General features: G+C 59.4%; 13 protein-coding genes. 4 read left to right on the forward strand and 9 right to left on the reverse strand.

Going from position 1 to position 18,463, the window contains the following annotated elements:
• Position 1: 1 nt before the first annotated feature.
• Genes mads6 through mads8 form a run of 3 tightly spaced genes read left to right on the forward strand, consistent with a single transcriptional unit; the run spans position 2 to position 11,390 of the window.
• Positions 2-4,162, forward strand: coding sequence for a methylation-associated defense system protein kinase MAD6 (gene mads6 / locus BLR77_RS14755; protein ID WP_074679050.1), 4,161 nt, complete (start codon positions 2-4; stop codon positions 4,160-4,162).
• Positions 4,162-5,835, forward strand: a complete 1,674-nt coding sequence (mads7, locus tag BLR77_RS14760; protein WP_074679052.1) for a methylation-associated defense system protein MAD7 — start codon at positions 4,162-4,164, stop codon at positions 5,833-5,835. The genes mads6 and mads7 overlap by 1 nt, the downstream gene beginning before the upstream one ends.
• Positions 5,832-11,390 (forward strand): methylation-associated defense system ATP-binding protein MAD8, encoded by a 5,559-nt coding sequence (gene mads8, locus BLR77_RS25685; protein WP_074679054.1) that lies wholly within the window; start codon positions 5,832-5,834, stop codon positions 11,388-11,390. Before mads7 ends, mads8 begins: the two co-directional genes overlap by 4 nt.
• A 529-nt stretch (positions 11,391-11,919) precedes the next feature.
• Here mads8 and BLR77_RS14770 read toward each other — a convergent pair.
• Together BLR77_RS14770 and BLR77_RS14775 are read right to left on the reverse strand one after the other, a co-directional pair.
• A complete protein-coding gene (locus BLR77_RS14770; protein ID WP_074679056.1) occupies positions 11,920-12,708 on the reverse strand; it encodes a hypothetical protein in 789 nt (262 codons plus the stop codon).
• 131 nt (positions 12,709-12,839) lie between these two features.
• Positions 12,840-13,193, reverse strand: a complete 354-nt coding sequence (locus BLR77_RS14775; RefSeq protein WP_074679058.1) for a hypothetical protein — start codon at positions 13,191-13,193, stop codon at positions 12,840-12,842.
• 137 nt (positions 13,194-13,330) lie between these two features.
• Between BLR77_RS14775 and BLR77_RS14780 the strand changes: the two genes are divergently transcribed.
• Positions 13,331-13,678: a helix-turn-helix domain-containing protein gene (locus BLR77_RS14780; RefSeq protein ID WP_074679060.1), complete on the forward strand. Its 348-nt coding sequence runs from the start codon at positions 13,331-13,333 to the stop codon at positions 13,676-13,678.
• Here BLR77_RS14780 and BLR77_RS14785 read toward each other — a convergent pair.
• The 7 genes from BLR77_RS14785 to BLR77_RS14815 form a co-directional block, all read right to left on the reverse strand.
• A complete protein-coding gene (locus BLR77_RS14785; protein WP_074679062.1) occupies positions 13,665-13,970 on the reverse strand; it encodes a hypothetical protein in 306 nt (101 codons plus the stop codon). The two genes, BLR77_RS14780 and BLR77_RS14785, sit on opposite strands and share 14 nt — an antisense overlap.
• 60 nt (positions 13,971-14,030) lie before the next feature.
• A complete protein-coding gene (locus tag BLR77_RS14790; RefSeq protein ID WP_074679064.1) occupies positions 14,031-14,240 on the reverse strand; it encodes a hypothetical protein in 210 nt (69 codons plus the stop codon).
• Between the two features lie 13 nt (positions 14,241-14,253).
• Positions 14,254-14,751 carry a JAB domain-containing protein gene (locus tag BLR77_RS14795; protein ID WP_074679066.1) on the reverse strand — a complete coding sequence of 166 codons (498 nt, stop codon included), beginning with the start codon at positions 14,749-14,751 and terminating at the stop codon, positions 14,254-14,256.
• Positions 14,723-15,673 (reverse strand): recombination directionality factor, encoded by a 951-nt coding sequence (locus BLR77_RS14800; protein ID WP_074679068.1) that lies wholly within the window; start codon positions 15,671-15,673, stop codon positions 14,723-14,725. Before BLR77_RS14800 ends, BLR77_RS14795 begins: the two co-directional genes overlap by 29 nt.
• Positions 15,674-15,761: 88 nt before the next feature.
• Entirely contained in the window at positions 15,762-16,766 is a 1,005-nt protein-coding gene (locus BLR77_RS14805) for a YqaJ viral recombinase family nuclease (protein ID WP_074679070.1), read from the reverse strand.
• Between the two features lie 75 nt (positions 16,767-16,841).
• Complete coding sequence (locus BLR77_RS14810; protein WP_074679072.1) at positions 16,842-17,810, reverse strand: DUF932 domain-containing protein; 969 nt, start codon at positions 17,808-17,810, stop codon at positions 16,842-16,844.
• A 91-nt stretch (positions 17,811-17,901) separates the two neighbouring features.
• On the reverse strand, positions 17,902-18,231 hold the full coding sequence (locus BLR77_RS14815; RefSeq protein WP_074679074.1) for a hypothetical protein: 330 nt from the start codon (positions 18,229-18,231) through the stop codon (positions 17,902-17,904).
• Between the last annotated feature and the right edge of the window lie 232 nt (positions 18,232-18,463).

The following is an 18,463-nucleotide window of genomic DNA, read 5'->3' on the forward strand; positions in this document are numbered from 1 at the left end:
CATGGCTAAAGTGATCCCCGTTGGTCAGCCGGTCAACGATGCAGAGCGTAGCGCTATCGCTTACCTGCGGGATCGCTTGCCAGACAGCTATATCCTGTTGCACAACTTCGAAATCGAGCGCCAGGGCGAGCGCTTCGAGATCGACATCGCTCTGCTGACGCCGCACGCACTGTACTTGATCGATGTGAAGGGCACGCGTGGCACCATCGACGTGTATGGCAACAAGTGGTATCCCGAGGGGCGTGCACCATACCCGACGCCGCTGGGCAAGCTGCGCGGGCATGCACGTACGGTCAAGGGTCTGGTAACTCAGGCCCATCCAGGGCGGAATGAGCTGAACGACATCTATGTGGATGCGGCCATCCTGCTCACTGCGCCGGATGCGCATCTGATTGACCGTGAGCAGCTGGATTCAGACCGTGTGGTGAAGTTGAAGGACGCCGAGCGCTACTTCAAAGACGCCACACGCATTCCCGCGCGCTTTTCGAAGAACATCCTGCAGCAGCAAGGGCTAATCCTGCATGCTTTGAAGGTGGTGAAACCGGCCTCTGCCGTGCAACGCTTCGGCCACTGGGAGGTGAAGGAAAAGCTCGGTGCGGCGCAGGCCTACAGCGAGTTCCGTGCAGAGAACGCCTTTGCGGGTGGCACGGCCCGTCTGCGGGTGTATCAAGCGGACCCCTACCAGCCTGAGGCGGTGCGCAAGGCCCAGGTCAACCGCATTGCCAATGCCTACCGGGCACTGTCCAAGCTGCCGCTGCATCCCAACATCGTCGCCGCGCGGGACTTCTTCCCCGCCGACGACGACAAATCCTTCATCCTGATCCTGGATGACGCGCCCGGCCAGGGGCTGACCGTGCACATGGCGCGGCCTCAGTTGGCGCTGACCCTAGACCAGAAATGGCGTGTTGCCAAAGACTTGCTGGCGGCTCTGGCTCATGCCCATCAACATGGCGTGGTGCATCGCAACCTTACACCTGGCGCGATCCTGATCGGCCAAGACGGCACCACCCGCATCACGGACTTCGACTTCGCGAAGCCCGGCGAGAACCGCAGCCTGAGCATTGCTGCGGATATTGTCGATTTGGTCGAGAAGGCTTATGTCGCACCAGAGGCATTCCGCGAGCCAGGTGCAGCGTCTAGCGCGTCGGACATCTTCTCGGCTGGCGTCATCATTTATGAACTGTTCACTGGAGAGCGCCCGTTTGCGGGTGAGCCGACCACGGTGTGGGATCGTGTAGGTGAGTTCCTGAACAAGCCATCTGTGCTGCGGCCGGAGTTGAATGACGCTTTCGATGTATGGCTGCAAAGCCTGTGCGCGTTTGACGAGCATAAGCGGCCACCAGCCCCAAATGCGCTGGCGGCATTGAATGCCTTGCTGCAGCCTGTGGCACTACAAGCGGCGGTCCCCGTTGAGGTGTCTGCTTTTGAGCCCAATGAGGTGTCTGCTGATCAAGCCGACTACCTGAACCTGCCTGCGGGCTACAGGTTGACCCGCAAGTTCATCATCGAGAAGAAGCTGGGGCGTGGCAGTTTCGGCGTGGTCTACAAGGTGATCGACACGCTGGGCGATGTGGCGCGTACGGTAAAACTAATCGTCAGCGACCGGCACTCGACTCTGGATCGCCTGAAGCAAGAGTACCGTCATCTGGTGCACATCCCTGAGCATCCACACGTAGTACGCGTGCTGGACGCGGATGTTATCCCAGGTCGTGACATTCCCTTCTTGGTGTTCGAGTACGTTGAAGGCTCCGACGTTGGTGACATGATTCAGGAGCGCCTGCTGTCGTCCGAAGACGTCTTGGAGCTGGGCAAACAGGTGATAGAAGGCTTGGTGCATTTGCATGCGCATGGCTTCCATCATTGCGACATCAAACCGCGGAATCTGCTGTGGACGCAGAAGGGCGCGAAGATCATCGACTTCAATGTGTCGGTGCGGGCTGATGATAAGGAGTCGCGAGGAGGCGGTTCGCGTCGTTATCTGCCACCTGACTTCGACCCAGAGGTCATCCCGTATAACGGGGAGCGCGCAGATCGCGACCTTTATGCCATGGGGCTGACGCTGTATGAGGCGCTGACCTCGCGGTATCCCTGGGATACGACAGAGCCACCCATCAACAAGCCTGCGCCAGACCCGCGTGAGTTGTCGGGGTTCTCTGACTTTGCGCCAGAGCTTGTGAGCGTAGTGCTGAAAGCCATCGCCCCGCGTCGTGCGGAGCGTTTTGCTTCAGCCACAGATTTCCGTGATGCCCTGGCCGAGGTGCGCCACGCGCGGCGCATCCAAACCGTGAGCTTGGCTACGATGGCAGCCGCCAGCAGCGGCCATTCTGTGTCGGCTGACCCCGCGCCTAATACCAATGCCTTCGTTTCGCACTTGCTGACGCTCTACAGCCAAAGCCACCGCAGCAATGCCGGTACGCGCGGCATGGATGCACTGGGCTTTTCAGCCTATGTGGATACCGGCTTGGATCGGGCGCTGTTGCCAGCGGTCCTGTCAGGCGAGTTCCGCTTGGTGTTGATCTCTGGCAACGCGGGCGATGGCAAAACGGCCTTCTTGCAGCGCCTGGAGAAGGAAGTTGAAATCCGTGGCGGATCAGCCAATCGTGGGTTGCCCAATGGCAGCGAGCTGGCATTGGGCGGCAAGCGTTATCTTATCAACTACGACGGGAGCCAGGACGAAGGCAACAAGGACAACAACCAAGTGTTGTTGGATTTCTTGTCACCCTTCAAGGGGAGCGATGCAAGAACCTGGACGCCGAAGGAAACTCGCCTTATTGCAATCAATGAAGGCCGCTTGGTGGACTTCCTGGCGATGCATGAGCACGACTTTTCTGCGTTGACGGCGCTGGTTCGGCGGGCGTTCTCGACGGGCGAAACTGAGTCTGGCGTCGCAGTGGTGAACTTGAACCTGCGCAGCGTGGTGGCTGAAGCCGAAGGGGGCTCGATTCTGGAGCGCACGCTGCAGAGCATCGTGCAGCCCAAAAACTGGTCAGCCTGCGAAAGCTGCGACCTGAAGAACAGCTGCTATGCCTTGCATAACGCACGCAGTTTCCAGGATGAGATTGCTGGCCCGCGTTTGCTGGAACGGCTCAAGACCCTTTACACCATGGCGCACTTGCGTGGTCGTTTGCATATCACGATGCGTGACCTGCGTTCGGCGCTGTCCTTCATGCTGATCGGCAACCGTGATTGCGGCGAGATTCATGCGCTGTATATGGCCGGAAAGCATGACGAAGTGGCGCGCAGCTATTACTTCAACAGCTGGATGGGCGGTGGGCGGCCTACTTCGGATCGATTGCTCACCTTGCTGGGCGAACTCGATGTGGGCAAACAGGAAGACCCACGCTTTGACAGAGGGCTGGACTTTGTGCAGCCGGATGACCGGGCACTGTTCCGTTTTGAGCGGCGGGGGCAATTCGATTTCGAAGTGCTGAAGCGTCTGTTCGCTGATCTGCCTCGTGGGGCGGGCGACGTGTCCGTTCGGCAGCGCGCACGCAAGCACCGTGAGTATGTGGCGATGGCCCGGCGCAAGCACTTTTTCGAACGCCGCGACGCGAGCTGGGAAAAAATGCTGCCGTACCGCTCGGCCAAGCGCATGGTTGAAATCGTTCGTGGCGAAACTTCGATTGATGCACTGACTAGCGAAATTCTGCATGCCATCAACCGAGGCGAGGGGCTGCAACGACCAGAGCGCCTGGGGGCGAGCTTGGCATTGCAGTTACGTCAGGTTGAGCACGGTACGGTTCGCAGCTATCGGCTTTTCCCCGCGGAGGGTTTTGGTCTGCAGGTGCAAGACTTTGCCGCCAACGCGCGCTTCGTCGAGCACCTGCCGACGGGCCTACTGCTGAAGTTTCAGGGCCAGGGTTTCGGTGCCATCTCCAGTGAGTTGATCATCAACCTCGATGTTTTCGAGATGTTGGTCCGACTGAATGAAGGCTACCGGCCCAGCGTCGAAGAGATGCAGGGCTTTTACCTGTGTCTGGGTGTCTTCAAGAACAGCCTCAATGCGCAGCCCTATCGGGAGATTTTGCTGACCACGACAGGGCATGACTTCTACCGTTTGGCTCGTCATGACGACGGCCGGGTGGAGATGCGCTTGTTGCAAGGGGCGGGGAGCGGTGGGCACAAAGCAGAGGCCATAGCACAAGGCTTCAGGGGGAACTGATGGCGTTGCAAAAGAAGGACAGGGAGTTCCGCCTCCCGAAAGTCAGCTACCTCGATTTCAAGACCATCGAGATGGATCGCGTGCTCACGGGCTTGTTTGAGCGCTTGGAACATGGCGGCTATCCGAGCGTGTTTCGCGACAAACGCGAGCTGACAGTGGACAAGTTCGTGGACGACATCCTCGAAGCCGGCGAGCGTTTCTTGGGGTTCGCTCAGCACCGAGACATGGTGCAGCGCTGGGTTGAAACCCACCTCATGGACATCGTCAATCGCGGCAAGAAGAATGCCGCGGTGGCTGGCCCGCGTCCCCTGCATGGTTATACCTACCGCTTTCGCAATCCCAAGTATTCACGTGACTATGGCGCTGCCCAGCACCTGTACCAGATGCTGCACCACGCCCGGCATCTTTCGGGGCACAAGGCCATCGAGCACCTGAAGGGTTTCTTCTTTGACGGCTTCGACAAGCTCACACGAGAGCTGAACGACAAGGCGCTGACAGACATTGAAACGGCCACGCTGCTGCACTTCCTGTCGCAGCGCAAAGACACGGCGGATACCCGTGCCGGTGGAGACCGCTTCGCGCCGGTGTGTATTGGGTCGGCAGACTTGATGGCCGAAGACATTCAGCGCCTGCTGTTCTATAAGCCCTTCATGCCACGCTCGGTGATGGTGGAGTACCTGAAGGTATTGCTCTCGTTCCACCTAGCCCTCTACCACTTGCGGCTGCTGAAGCTCTTGCCTGCCTGGCAAAAGCTGGAGGGTGCGAATTCGCTGTGCGCAGAGTCAGCGTGCCCGATGAAACCCCGTGAACAGCGCGAACCACAGGGTGACTGTCCTTACAAGCTGGGGTTGTTTGTTGACCTCTCTGGCAGCGCCAACTCAACAACCGCTACGCTCGCTGAGCGTAGTGCCGATGGCTTTTACCGGCGCATCCCGAGTTTCATCCGTGCGTACTTCGTTGCGAAGAAGCTAGACGAGTTTTCTGAGCATCTGGTCCGGCGCGGTAAGTTGATCCGCCCCTTGAACTCAGTGTTCTCTGTTGGCGAGCTGTATGGTCTTCAAGGTGCACCCTTCGCAGAAGAGCGGGACAAGTTTTTCGGCGAACGTTTGGCGGGGCTCTTGGAGTCTCTGTCAGAGGGGGATGCCGGCCTGGATGCCGAGGTTGAGGCCATCACCAAGATGGGGCTATCTGATTTTGAGACCTACATCGAGATTCTCGTCACCCTCCGCGGCGCCTTCCACAGGAAATACATTATCGAGTCGCTTGACGCGACGATGCTGAAGAATAAGTCGGGAGCGCTTCTGGCCCAAACACGTGCACGGAACGCTCCGCGCCGGTTTGCGCTGGAGAGCCGCCTGTTAGAGGTGCTTTTGCAGATCGCAGTGCTGCGCCCAGGGGGTGACCAGGGCTACTTCACCGGCGAGATGCGGATAGATGATCTGCTGTCCTTTCTGCGTGAACGCTACGGTCTTTATATCGATCAGTTGCCACCCGGCGAGGGGTTCGCAACGCCCACCATCGATGAGCGTAAAGCCCTACGAAGCAATGTTCAGGCATTTACTGGACGCCTGCGCGAGATTGGCTTCTACCGCGATTTGTCCGATGCCTATGTGACACAGACGGTTGTACCGCGCTACACGATTGCAGAACGAACAGAAGGGGCGCGCACATGAGTCGGGGCCTGCGTGAACTCACCAGTCAAGAGCTGAGCGCGGCGCTTGAGTCCGTCTTGCTACCGAGGCTTTGCAAGGTCTTGGCTGCCCGCGATCTTGGGCATTGCATGCGTGTTACGGACTTGGATCGTGAGCTGATGATTCGATTGGCCGGGGGGCTGCGTGCGGCCGTTCCTTCTGCCAATGTGGTTCTACTCGCAGACGACGCCCTGCGTGCCCAAGCACCGGAATTGGCCGTGACGAGCACCAAGCTTGTTGAGCTGCGTAATCCGTTGCCCAACGACGAGCTAAGGCCTCCGCTGCTGGTCTTTGTGCCGAACGATCTACGCGCATCTGCCGAGGATTCGTTCGGTGTCGCGACGTTTGAAGAAGTGTCGATTGAGGGTGCCTACGCTCAGCTGAATGAGCAGCTGATCGCACAGATCCCGGCCAACCTTCGGGTTGCTGTCGAAGCCTGTTTGGGTGAACTGCGCCGGAGCGACTCGCGCTGGCGATATGCCGACGATGCCGCTGTGGTGCGCTACCTGCTCACATGCCAAGTCAACGGCTTCGACCTGGATGCGATGGGCGCAGCGCTGTTCGAGCTGGCCCTCGTGCCAGATTTCGAGTTGTTCCAGCAGGCAGAACGTGCCCCTGCGCGGGTGGCTCGCAACCGCGAATGCGTCGAGCAAGTCACATGGTCAACTAAAACGGAGCGCGTGCGTGCCCTTGAGCTGGGCCTGCTCGATCCAGTTTTCTGCAAGCAGCTTGGTGAGTTCTTTTCGAGGGTTGGTGTTGCCAATCCGAAGGAGTGGACTCAACTGATCGTCCGCGATCGGGTCAATTGGCCCCTCGCGTTTAACAAGTGGCTGTTTGAGGACGGGGGCGTCAATCCGGATGCCATCTTTATCGGCGACGTTGAGCTGCCAGATTTGCCGGTGGTTAAGGACGACAATGAAGACCCCCGTCTGGCAGAGCTGATCGGCCACCGGGTGTTGCCTATCTCTAAGACGGGGCTGAAAAAGTTCAGTGTGTCCTTCAGGGTCGATCCTGTTCCGTCCAGGGTGGAGGGCTTGTCTCGATTCGTGGCTGAAGTGGTGTCGCGCGACAACGGCCCCACAGGCTTGCGCCGCCGCAAGGCCGCGTGGACCAAGGGCACGGATTCTGGGGTGATCGCATTTTCGTCGATTGGCAAGATCGACTGGGAGGAGGGCTGGCACTTTGTTCGCGTATACGGGGAGACCGAAGACGGCGACCGTATTCCGCTTGCTGACGGCGAGGGCAATCCTATTCGCTTCAACAGCAATGCCTCCGAGAACCTTGCCCATGCCAATGAGAGCGATCTCTTTTATGTGGTCACCGACGACGAGGTAGAGGTTGAGCCCCCACAGCGAGCGGTGCCGCGCGAGCCAAGCTTGATGCATGCGCTGCTGCGTGCGCGCTTTGCTGCCGTGGCTCAGGATCGAGACCCCAGTTCTGTCTCGATTACGGGATGTGCTTGGGTGGAGCGAAGCAGCAAAGCTGCAGCCAGTGGTGAGACCCTGGAGGTCCGGCTGGGAAAAGAAGGGAAAGCGAATGTCTTGGTGTCTGCCGTCTTGGCTGGCCTGGAACGCGCCTTTCTTGGCGACCCGGATGGCCTCAATCGATTGAGGTTGTCGATCAACGCTTCCGGCGTTGCCACGCGATCAACGATCTCCTTCAAATGGCCGACCTCGGATGAAGCAGCGAGGTTTCGGGAGTCTCGGGCAACCCTCTTTGACGCAGTTTTGCAAGGCGATCAGCGCTTGATCATGCAGGCCAGTGACCTTCTGAGCCTGCAGGAGCCCGCTCAGAACTATGCGGCAGCCTACCTGGCTTGGATTGATGCTGTGTTTATTCGCTGCGGCTCAACAGATGCCACCATCGCACGTCAGGCTTTTGAAGAGTTGCGTTGCGCACTAACTATCGATTCGGTTGCTTTGGTCCTGGAGGACTATCAGGGTAGACGACGTGACGCCGTTCTTTTGGGCCCAACTCATCCTCTTCGCGCCAACTGGCACGTCGCCTGGAGCCAGCTGGGGCAGACCTGGATGGAGCGCAGCCAGGCGAGTGGCCGTGAGTTTGTCGTGCCGACCCGGGACGCGGTGATCAAGCAGCTTGCGCCTGCAGCGTTTCCACCTGTATTGCCTTTCGGTGAGGAACTTGGCCGCACGGCGCTGGCTGTGGATAACATCAACCCATTCTGGTCGCTGTACGCGGCGACCGACGAAGAAGACCCGCGTGGTTTGGTTGGGGAGGTGTGCGCCGCACTGGGTCTGCCCGAGCCAGCAATTGGCGGTGCGACCATCGATAGCGCCTACTTGGCGGCTCGGGTGCAGCGTTATTTGATCCAGCACCCGTATGTTGAAACGCTGACGATCAACGCGTTCAATGCGGGACGGGCAGCGGCCTTGGCTGAAGTGCTGCTTGCACTGCAGCGTCATTCCGAGTTTGCTGATCTTCGGTACGACATCAAGCTGTTCGTTCCCGATCCGGCGGCTCCTTCAACCGGGGAGGCGCTGTTGGAGCTGCTGGTCCCTGACTCGGGAACCAGCGCGAAGGAGGCGGACGCATTCTCTACGCCGACTGATAGCCACCTGCACCCCAAGTTGCGATTGGCGATCCGCGCCATCAAGGAGTTCCGCGACGAGCCTGATTTGCATGCCGCGCATTTGTCGTTCTTATTTGACTTGTTTCCGGCTGAGGAAATTCGCGCTGTAGACGTTCGGGACTCGGATGACTCTTCCTTCGTCCATGGCCTTGTCCAGCCCTTCGAGGTGGATTACCTGGAAGACGAGCAATCAATCACTTGGCTTCGTCGCCCTCTGCATGGGGTGGCGCAGCCGATTGAGGGGGCTGAGGCCTTGTCCGATCTGATGGGAGGCATCTCACGTGCAGTTTCGGTTGCCGTGGCGACCGTTTCGCGCAGCCAGTATTTGCCACATGCGCGGCCGGTGGTGGCGTTGAGCTTGTCTGCCGACGAGCGCGCGATGCTCCATCAGGTGCATGAGGTTAGCGATTGGGTGCTCACCATTGATCGGAACCTGGGCATCGAGTTTTTTGACCATCGACGCCACTCAACTCGCCCTGACTATCTGATTGATCACTCGCCTGACATGGCAAATGCGATGGGCCATCGGCTGGCAATCACCTCTCGCTCAGTGGCAGAGTTGGAGTCATTGTTGGTGCCGATCTTGGGCGAATACGGCCTCCCAAATTCAGGCAGTCATGCCTTGGTGATGCTAGATCAGCTTCGCTCGCTATCCGGCCGGCTGGCCCTGAAGCTGTTGTCGTCGTCTTCGCAAAGAGCAGAGGCGATGGGGCTCGCGCTTTCACGGTTGTTTCTTGAACATCAAGGTGTGTTTCAGAACCAGGTCGTTGTGCCCCTGGATGCTCACTTGGAGCTGTACAAGGCTCTTCGTCAGAGCTCCGAGGAAATGGGCGACGAGGTCAATTTCCGGCGAACTGATCTCGCACTGTTCGACCTTGATCCGATGAGCCGTGTCGTGACCTGTAGGCTGGTCGAGGTGAAGTGCTACAGCCAAGTTGGGGATGTAGCAGCATATGCACAATTGAAGGCATCCATTGCTGAGCAGATCGCGCAGACGGAGCACGTTCTCGCCTACCACTTTGACCCTAAGCTGGCTGAAGTGGATCGCCCGGATCGCCCTATAAAGAACCGTGACCTTGCAGCTCTGCTTGGTTTCTATTTGGACCGATCGGAGCGCTACGGTGTTGTCTTACCTGAGGCTGCAGAAGAGGCGCACTTCTTCTTGCGCCGCTTGGATGAGCGGCCCTACACACTGCAGTTCACGCGAAGCGCCGTGGTGTTCGACTTCAGCAAGCCGGGCACGGAACCGGCTGAGCATGAGAACGGCATCGAGTTCTACCGCATCGGCAGTGACCTGATTCGCCAGCTCGTCGAAGCAGCGGTAACGGACACTGAGACCATCGCGAGCTTGCAGAGTGTTCGATCCACCGATACGTCGCGCGAGATGACTCAGGAACTGCTACGTCGTAGGACTTTGGCACCAGCTGTCCCGACCTTTGAAACCGCTGCTTTCTTGAGTCCGCCTCGTGATCGAACTCTGGCTTGGGACGAGAGGCCACGAATTTCGTACAGCCCATCAAACCTCATGCCCGCAGTGCAGGTGCGCGAACCAGAGCCGGCCGTGATGTTGGTCTCTGAGGTGATTGAACCGCCTCAGCTGCCGATCACCGTTCCAGAGCTGAAGCAACCTTTCGTCGCTGACCCCAAGCCCCCGCTTGCGCCAGACAAAGAGAGGGTGGCGACGGTTAGAGTCACCGAAACCTCAGTTGCTTCGTCTGAAGTTGCTCAGCCCCTGAATGGCCGGGTCGCCTACGACATCATGCTTGGCGCGATCGGATCAACGCCTCAATACGGTTTGCTCGGAGAGGTATCTGGGCGCAAGGTTGCACTAGACCTGAACCAGACTCACACCATCAGCCTGTTCGGTGTGCAAGGGGGCGGGAAGAGCTACACCTTGGGCAGTGTCGCGGAGATGGCCTCCTTGCCAATCCCTGGCATCAACTGCCTACCGGAGCCGCTGTCCACGGTGATCTTCCACTACAGCCCGACCATGGACTACAAGCCTGAGTTCACGTCCATGGTGGGTGCCAACAGTGTTGAGGATCAGGTCCGAGCGCTCAAAGAGGTGTACGGTGCAGAGCCGAAGGCCTTGGCTGATGTCTTGCTGCTCGTGCCTGCAGATAAGATCGAAGAACGGAGCGTGGAGTATCCTGATATCGAGGTGTTGCCGCTGCAATTCTCTGCATCGGAATTGCAAGCCTCGCACTGGAAGTTCCTTATGGGGGCGGTGGGCAGTCAAGCCACCTACATCCGGCAGATCATGCGCATCATGAAGTCCATGCGCGATGACATCACTTTGGATGGGCTGCGAGCCGGTGTCGAAGCGTCGCCTATCCCGGAGCACCTGAAGGAACTGGCCAGGATGCGTCTTGAGTTGGCTGCCGAGTACATCAACGATTCAGCTTCGCTTACCGAAGTGGTCAAGCCTGGGCGGTTGATCATCGTGGACCTTCGAGACGAGTTCATCGAGAAAGACGAGGCTCTGGGGCTCTTCGTCGTGCTCTTGCAGCTGTTTGCAGATGCGCGAATTGATGGGCGCAGCTTCAACAAACTGGTGGTATTCGATGAGGCCCACAAGTACATCGAAAGCCCAGACCTGGTTGCGGGACTAATCGAGGTGGTTCGGGAGATGCGCCACAAGGGGGTGAGCATCATGGTGGCGAGTCAGGACCCACCATCTGTTCCGGTTAGCCTGATAGAGCTATCCAGCCAGATAATCATGCACAAGTTCAATTCGCCCGCCTGGCTGAAGCATATTCAGAAAGCCAACGCCGCATTGGCCAATCTGACGCCCGAACGTATGGCTCTGCTCAAGGCCGGCGAGGCTTACATCTGGTCAAGCAAGGCCACTGACGAGTCGTTTTCAAAGGGGGCCGTAAAGCTCAGATGTCGGCCACGGGTAACTGAACATGGTGGGGCCACTAGGGTCGCGGTTAAGAGTTCGTGATGGACGCATCATGAGCAAACTCAATTACAACTAGCAGAACAAAGAAAAAAGGTGGTGTGAGCGGGAATTCTTACACCACCTAAGTTGAGCACTGCTTCCGGGGACGGGCGGGTAGTACTAAATGCATTGCAGGCACGGGCTTGCTAAGGGACCTTGCCTTCCATGCACAAGTCATTCCACTCATTGAGCAGTTCCGCGTTGACCATTGCTTCTTCTCCAAGCTCGGCGCGATATGCCGAGATCCAGAGTGTTTGACATTTTTCTATCTGGTCTTCAGATGGGGTTTTGATGCTTTCTTGAATTGCAGCGATTAGCTTTTGGAGGTGGCTGTTGCCCGTTTACGACTGCCAGCTAAGGCAGCTGCCCTTCATTACGCCAGTCCCGCCACTCATCGATCTGCTCGCTGAAAATAGCGACCACTGCGGTTGTGGCAAAAAAAAATGAAATCAAAAAGGGGAGGCATGTGCCTCCCCCAATTCTCTGCTCAGCGAGATGATTACCTTTGGCGGCCTACGGAGTTTCAGAGCCGTTATTGCAGGAGGTAACCCAATGGCTGATCCTTGCTATCGAAGCAGAGGATAGTTTCGCAGTACCCGCCCAACTGGTCGACGTTGGACTCACTGACTGAAGGAAGCCATTTGCCCAGTTCAGCCACCGGAACCTTCTGATTGTTGATATAGCAGTCGTCATCCATGCGCGGATTGCACCAGGCACTTTTCACGTCCGGCCATTCGGATTGGGCCGAGGTGGGTGACTGCAGGGTTGATGCTGGGGCACCACCCTTCTGGGCTTGCCACGCTGCATAACCGCCTTCGTAACGCCCGTCGAACGTCGGTACAAGTTGATTATCCGGGACCCCAATGTCCAGGTAGAACTGGTACAGGAGAGATCCCGCCTCGGCGTACGACACCTGACGCGACGTATCGACACGGTAGGCCACTGGCTTGCCGTCGGTGCTGACTCCGATGCGATACCAGATCGATAGGGTGAAGAACACATCCTGGTTCCAGTCACCCACGATGGTGGCGTTGGTCCGGCACTTGCCGCGCAGGCACGTACCGCTTACCTGGTTGACATAGCGTACATCCTGCTGGCGCTGAGCATCCCAGATGAGCACTTCGCGGGAGGTCTCCAGCCAGGTGCACTTGATCAGCGGCTGACCATTGAAGGCTTTCTTGTTGATGCAGGGGATCGCTTCGGGGAGTCCGTTGGTGGACGTCTCGTCCGGGAAGGCGATGTTGTTCCAGGCGTAATGGTCAATGACGGCATTGGCATTGGCGCAGAACGCGAGCAGCAGGATGCTGAGAATCCGTTTCATGAGGTAACTCCAGTTTGTGGTTTCTTGCGAGAGAGAAAGATGATCCGGCCGTTTAACGACCGGTGGCGGAGCACACGAATCCAGCAGCGCAACGGAGCTCGTCGCTGCTGGTAGTGGTGGGAATGAGGGGGTTATTTCTTGTAGATGACCCTGAGCCGCTTGTTCACGTAGTCCTTGATGATTTCGTAATCGGGGTTGTAGGTGACGAGAGCATGGCCGACACCTGCAGCAACGCCGAGTGCCGCCAGGGTGAGCGTTGCTGGCGCTGACATCACGGTGGCCGCAGCTCCAAAAATTCCGCCGCGCATGGCCGCACCCTTCAAGTCGCTGATGACACGGCACTTCATCCCAAGGCTTTCAATCTTGGTTTCGACCAGTTTGATGCCGGCCGTGAAGTTGCCCCTGAGGCCGTTGATCTCGAAGGACGCTCTGTTTCGCACGAGGCTGTCGATCTGAGCTTCGTTCAGTCCGGTGATGACGTTCATGCTGTTCTGTGCTCCCTGCCGGGCGTTGATGTTGTAGGAAAAGTCGAATATCGACTTTTAAAGTCGAGTCTCGGTTTGTGAAGTCCTTCATGTCAACAGGTTGATGCTCAACCATCCAGGTTGGTCTGGAGGGTGGCATGTCGAAAACCGATTCGAAGCAGCTGGCGGAAGTGGTGGGTCAAGCGATTGCTCGCCAACGAGTGCGCTGCAAGCTGAGTCAGGAGCAGGTCGCGGAGCGATTGGGGATTGGTAGTGAGGCCGTTTCACGCATCGAGCGTGGCGTCGTGATGCCCAACGTCGAGCGTCTGGCTGAGCTGGCGAGCATCTTCGGCTGCGAGACGGCCGACCTGCTGACCGAGGGCAGCTCGCGCCCGGAGGACCAGGCCCGTCGACTACAGGGGCTGCTGTCCACGTTGAACTCGGATGATCGTGCGCTGGTGCTGGAATTTGTGGAGCGTCTGGTGGATCGCCTCAGCCGGGGCTAAGGCCCTCCTTACTTTCTCCTGTCTCGTCAAACAAGGCGCCGCAGCGAAGGCACAGGCAGTCGAAGCCGGCGAAGTGAAACCGCACGACATCTTCTGCTGCCTTTCGGGCCTCTGGGGACGCGGGTGCGACCGCTGCCAGGCCGCTGAGAAGATCGGTGTGGCCGTTCCCTTCATGTGGGCGCTGAGCGCCCTTGATTGCGCCATCGAGCAATCCGACCAGCAGGGGCAGCCCTTTGGCTGCGTCCCGTGTCAGCACGGCGCTGGAGTCGCAGATCAAACACTGTCTGTTCATCGTCATGCTCCCTATCGAGTTGAGGCGGCCAGTGCAGGCCTGGCTGCTCAGGGGTAGTGATTAGTTCGGTGGTGCAGTGGTGGTCTCTGCCGCGGCTGTTCCGGGTGCCAGTGCCTTCACGAGGCGGCAGAAAATCCAGCATGCCAGCAGTACGGCGATCAGCAGGGGCGGAAAGCGCACCATCAGAAGCACCAGCAGCAGAAGGGCCAGGCAGCCTGCGAGGATGCCGGCGAACAGGAACACGGCAGCAAACATCCGTAGTAGCTTCATCGTCGTGTCCTCCTCACAGGTAGCCCTGTTCCGCTAGCGATACGCAGCCCTCGTGGCTCACCACGATATGGTCCAGGGTTCGTGCCCCGACCAGGTTCAAGGCCTCCCGCAGTTTGTGGGTCAGGGTGAGATCCGCTTGGCTGGGTTCCGGATCACGGGAAGGGTGGTTGTGCACCAGCACGGTTGCCGCGGCGTTGTGCTCCAAGGCAGCCTTGACGACTTTCCGGGGATAGACGCTGGCACTGTCCAGGGTGCCCCGGAACAGTTCGTGAAAGACGATCACCCGGTGCCGGCTGTCGAGCAGGAGCAGGGCGAACACCTCATGCTCGTAATCGCCCAGCAGCGCCTGCATGTGGCTGAATACTTCCTTTGGTGAGGTCAGTGCTCGCCCCCGGCGCAGACGCAGATTCGCCAACTGCCGGGCCATCAGCAGGATGTCGGTTTCGGTGACCGGTGACTCGACTAGGTAGGTGCCGGTCGATTCACTGGCCTTCAGCTTGTGCAGGCGCATGCTGGGCTCCTTGATGGTGATCTGTCGGTGGGATATGGCGCCGGGCTTGCGCGTCCAGCTTCTCGGCCAGGCTGGCTTTCGCAGAGCGTTGGGGAGTGTGGGTGGCTGGAGATGGGCTTTCTTCGGCGGGGTAGAACTCCTCGGTGACGGCGCCAGCATCTTCCTCGCTGTCCTCGAAAGCGCCATTGCCAAAGCCACGTTGCGCCGCTTCATCCAAGGCGGCCTGATCGAAGCCTGCGGCTTGCCGCTGCGCATCGAGCTCTTTGGCGGCCAGCAGCGCTTCGGCCATGTCCATACCGCTGCGTACCGTCAGGTCGACGTAGAAGATCGGCGTTCCATGGCTTTGCCGGGTGGACTTGCCGCGCAGGCGCAGTTCTAGCGGCAGGCAGGCCAGGCGGTTGCCGGAAATGGCCTGGAAGTAATGCAGGCGAGCCGCCAGGGTGCGGATGCTGTTGAAACCGGTGGTGCGGAATACGAAGCTGCCCAACGGATCGTCATCGCCAATGACCACGTTCAGTCGGCCGTAGGGCTTGCAGGCACCACCCTTGGCCAACGAGCAGGCATCCGGCGAAGGGCAGGGCAGCGACTGCATGCCGTCCTGAGTGACGCGCTTGCAGGTCTCGCCATTGCCGACGCACAGCGGGCGTCCGGACTGCCGGTCGAACAGGGTGTGGTCGGCGCGGAAATTCAGCTCCGGCGCGTTGAACAGCAGACGCACTGGGATGCTGCGCAGCTTGTCATCCTTGCCCTGACGCAGCTCGTCATTGAGCGGGTGCAGCAGCCAGCCATCCTTGCCTTGCACTTGGGAGGTGATGGTGAACTGATCATCCTTCTCCGGCAGGCGCTTGCCGTTCTTTTCGATGACCTTGCCGATGGAGATGCGACCGAGCACCGGCGGTGTGATAGCCAAACCTTTGAGCATGATGGCTCTCCTGGAAATGAAAAAAAGCCAGCCTCGCAGCGCGATGCATGGACTGGCCAAGGGGAGGGAAGGGGGATGGAGACGGAAATCAGCCGACCAGGAAACGCCGCGCACCGGGTTTCAGCAGTGGGTATTTGGCCTGCAGGTAGGGCTTGTCCTGGAGCAGTTGAGCGACATCGAGACCGATGCTGTTCTTGGCCTTGCGCCAGCTGACGTAGCCGCTGGAGAACTCCGCCCGGCTGGCATCGCCCATGGCCTGCTGCAGCATCTGCTTGAGCTCGGCTTCGCGCTTTTCTTTTTCGGCAATCGACTGGCGAACGGCCTTGAGCTCGATGAAGGCAGCGGCCAGTCCGGCATGGCCGCTGAAGTCGACGGCCTGGCCGTTGTCCTCCGGATAGAGGCAACGCAGCGCTGCTTCCGCAGAGGCGCTGCCATCGGGCGGCGGTGGCGTGTCGGTCGCCACGTACTGCCAGAACTTGCGCTCCAGCTCGATCAGGCGGGCGATCATCTGCTCGTCCCGCTCGATGCGGTGGATCTCCAACGTCTGGCCGCCGAGCAGCACGGCGACATCCGCGGCCTGCTTGCCGGTGACGGCGAGCTGGTGCATCACCTGCAGCTGGACATATTCGGGGACACCTTCCTTCCACAGGCGTGCCCCGTTTATGCCAGCAGTCTTGCATTCGAGGATCTGCACATCGTCGGCACCGATCACCTCGCGGTCGATGTTGGCCAGCATCCAGGGCAGCTCCGGATCGGGATGCTGCAGCACGGCGTTGATGCGGCGCACCTTGTTCTTGGTGCGTTTGCTGTAATGCCAGGCCACGATGGGCTCCAGAACATTGCCCCAGTACATCGGGCTTTCCTCATCATGGGGATCAACCTTGGGCATGCCGGCATCGCGGCCGGTCTTCTCCAGCCACAACTCCAGCTGCGACTTGTAGGGGTTGAGGCCCACGGCAGCCGCAGCATCCGAACTGCCGATACCCTGCTTACGGATCTGCAGCCAGTCCTCGCGCGGCAGCTCCTTGGTGCTGATCAGGCGCAGGGCAGGGCGTTTCTTGCTGGTGCTGCCGTTCAATGACGTTGCTTTCATGGTGTTCACCTGCAGACATAAAAACGCCCGACCAGCACAAGGCTGACCGGGCGCGAGGGTTGAGGTAAGTGAGGGTTAAGCGGCGAGCCGAAGCGCAGTATCCAGGGCACGTTGCTTGATTTGCGCGCCCTGGCCGAACCAGGCCGAGTCCATGCGGTATTCGTTGCTGCGCGCACGGCGTTCGTGGTCGACGTACTCGGTCACGGCATTGAGTAAGCCCCAGGCAGTGCCGCGTGCCGAGTCCAGCTGGCTGCCACGGCCACGACCTTCGTACAGTTCTTGCACTTTGCGCAGGGCACGCTCGTTGGGCAGTTGCTCCGGCAGGGCACCGGTCGGGCTGGTCTCGCACAGCACGTTCATGAAGAAGCCCAGGGCCTCATGCCACTGCACCTTGCGCTCGGCCAGCGCACGCATGCGGTACATGAATTCGTCCCATTGCGAGACGGCGATGCCGAGCTGCTTCTTCACCGCCTTCGGATCGAAGCGGGTGTTGTGCGGCACCTTGATCGCGCGGCTGGTGCCGTCCAGGGCGATGGTCAGGGTGTTGTTGCACACCACGCGCACGGTGGTTGGGGTTGCCGTGGTGGCCAGGGTGCCGTCGCAGGAAGTGGCCAGTAGCAGATAACCGTTCACCTGGTCGTTACCCTTGAGGGCAGCACCTTGCCCGGTACGCGCCAGCGCCCAGAACTTACGTCCGCCCTTGAGCACTCCGGCCGTTTCCAGCTCGTAGCCGGAGACTTCGGTGAGGTCGCGGTAGAACGCCAATACCTCACGCGGCTGCACGGTGTGATAGCGCTGGGAGACCACCGACAGCGGGGCCTTGGTGTCCGAACGGAACAGCACCTTCTGCTCGGGGAAGGAGTGGATCGCGCCCAGGTGGCCGACGGCATCCGACTTGAAGTGCACGGGGCTTTCCAGGATCTGCCAGTCCATGCCGGCTTCGCGTTGCCAGACTTCGATGGGCTGTTTCCGGGTGAGCTGATTGCCCAGGCCATGCCACGGAGTAGCGCCTGCGTAGGCCATGGTTTCGACGAGATGTGCCATGTGAACGATTCCTTTGGGTGCAAGCCGGCATAAAGCGCTGCGCAAGGCGCAGCACTGTCCGGACGAATGAAATGAGGAGAGAGGAGCCGGATCAGGCCGGCAGGTTGAAGCGATGACCGCAGAGCAGGCAGAGATTGTGAGCGAGGACGTGTCGGTCGAGCGATTCACCCAGCTGAGCACCGAGTGCGCAGCCGCCCACGCCACCGGCTAGGCCGCCGAGAATGGCGCCCGATACGGAACCGAGGGTGATGCCAACCGGTCCGGCGAACGCACCGATAGCTGCGCCAGCCTGGCCGCCAGCCAGGGCAGCACCGACGCCGCGCGCAACACCGCCCACGGTGCCGATGGCGGCACCGACTTTCATGGCGTGATGGAAGGAAGCGACTTTGGGGGAGTGACAGCGAGGGCACTGCAATGACATGGGGTGAACCTCCTTGGTGCTGATGTCATTGCGGTTATGTATGGCCCAAGAAAGTTTGAATTGGTTTTCGACTTCATTTTTCTTCAGGCGAGGGGGCTGAGGCGTGAAAAGTTAGTTCCTGCGGCTGAAAAGTTGGTTCCACCTGTCGTTCAGGTTGGTTCCAGAGCCTGTATTTGGTGGCCTTGAGCGGCGCATCGGAGGAATGCCATGTGCGCTGGATGATAACGGTGCT

The organism is Ectopseudomonas alcaliphila (assembly GCF_900101755.1).
In the GTDB taxonomy this organism is placed as follows: Bacteria; Pseudomonadota; Gammaproteobacteria; order Pseudomonadales; family Pseudomonadaceae; genus Aquipseudomonas; species Aquipseudomonas alcaliphila.

Excerpts from the sequence above, each read along its gene's own strand:
- mads6 (WP_074679050.1), top strand. The coding sequence starts at position 2 with ATGGCTAAAGTGATCCCCGTTGGTCAGCCGGTCAACGATGCAGAGCGT.
- mads7 (WP_074679052.1), top strand. The coding sequence starts at position 4,162 with ATGGCGTTGCAAAAGAAGGACAGGGAGTTCCGCCTCCCGAAAGTCAGC.
- mads8 (WP_074679054.1), top strand. The coding sequence starts at position 5,832 with ATGAGTCGGGGCCTGCGTGAACTCACCAGTCAAGAGCTGAGCGCGGCG.
- BLR77_RS14770 (WP_074679056.1), bottom strand. The coding sequence starts at position 12,708 with ATGAAACGGATTCTCAGCATCCTGCTGCTCGCGTTCTGCGCCAATGCC.
- BLR77_RS14775 (WP_074679058.1), bottom strand. The coding sequence starts at position 13,193 with ATGAACGTCATCACCGGACTGAACGAAGCTCAGATCGACAGCCTCGTG.
- BLR77_RS14780 (WP_074679060.1), top strand. The coding sequence starts at position 13,331 with ATGTCGAAAACCGATTCGAAGCAGCTGGCGGAAGTGGTGGGTCAAGCG.
- BLR77_RS14785 (WP_074679062.1), bottom strand. The coding sequence starts at position 13,970 with ATGAACAGACAGTGTTTGATCTGCGACTCCAGCGCCGTGCTGACACGG.
- BLR77_RS14790 (WP_074679064.1), bottom strand. The coding sequence starts at position 14,240 with ATGAAGCTACTACGGATGTTTGCTGCCGTGTTCCTGTTCGCCGGCATC.
- BLR77_RS14795 (WP_074679066.1), bottom strand. The coding sequence starts at position 14,751 with ATGCGCCTGCACAAGCTGAAGGCCAGTGAATCGACCGGCACCTACCTA.
- BLR77_RS14800 (WP_074679068.1), bottom strand. The coding sequence starts at position 15,673 with ATGCTCAAAGGTTTGGCTATCACACCGCCGGTGCTCGGTCGCATCTCC.
- BLR77_RS14805 (WP_074679070.1), bottom strand. The coding sequence starts at position 16,766 with ATGAAAGCAACGTCATTGAACGGCAGCACCAGCAAGAAACGCCCTGCC.
- BLR77_RS14810 (WP_074679072.1), bottom strand. The coding sequence starts at position 17,810 with ATGGCACATCTCGTCGAAACCATGGCCTACGCAGGCGCTACTCCGTGG.
- BLR77_RS14815 (WP_074679074.1), bottom strand. The coding sequence starts at position 18,231 with ATGTCATTGCAGTGCCCTCGCTGTCACTCCCCCAAAGTCGCTTCCTTC.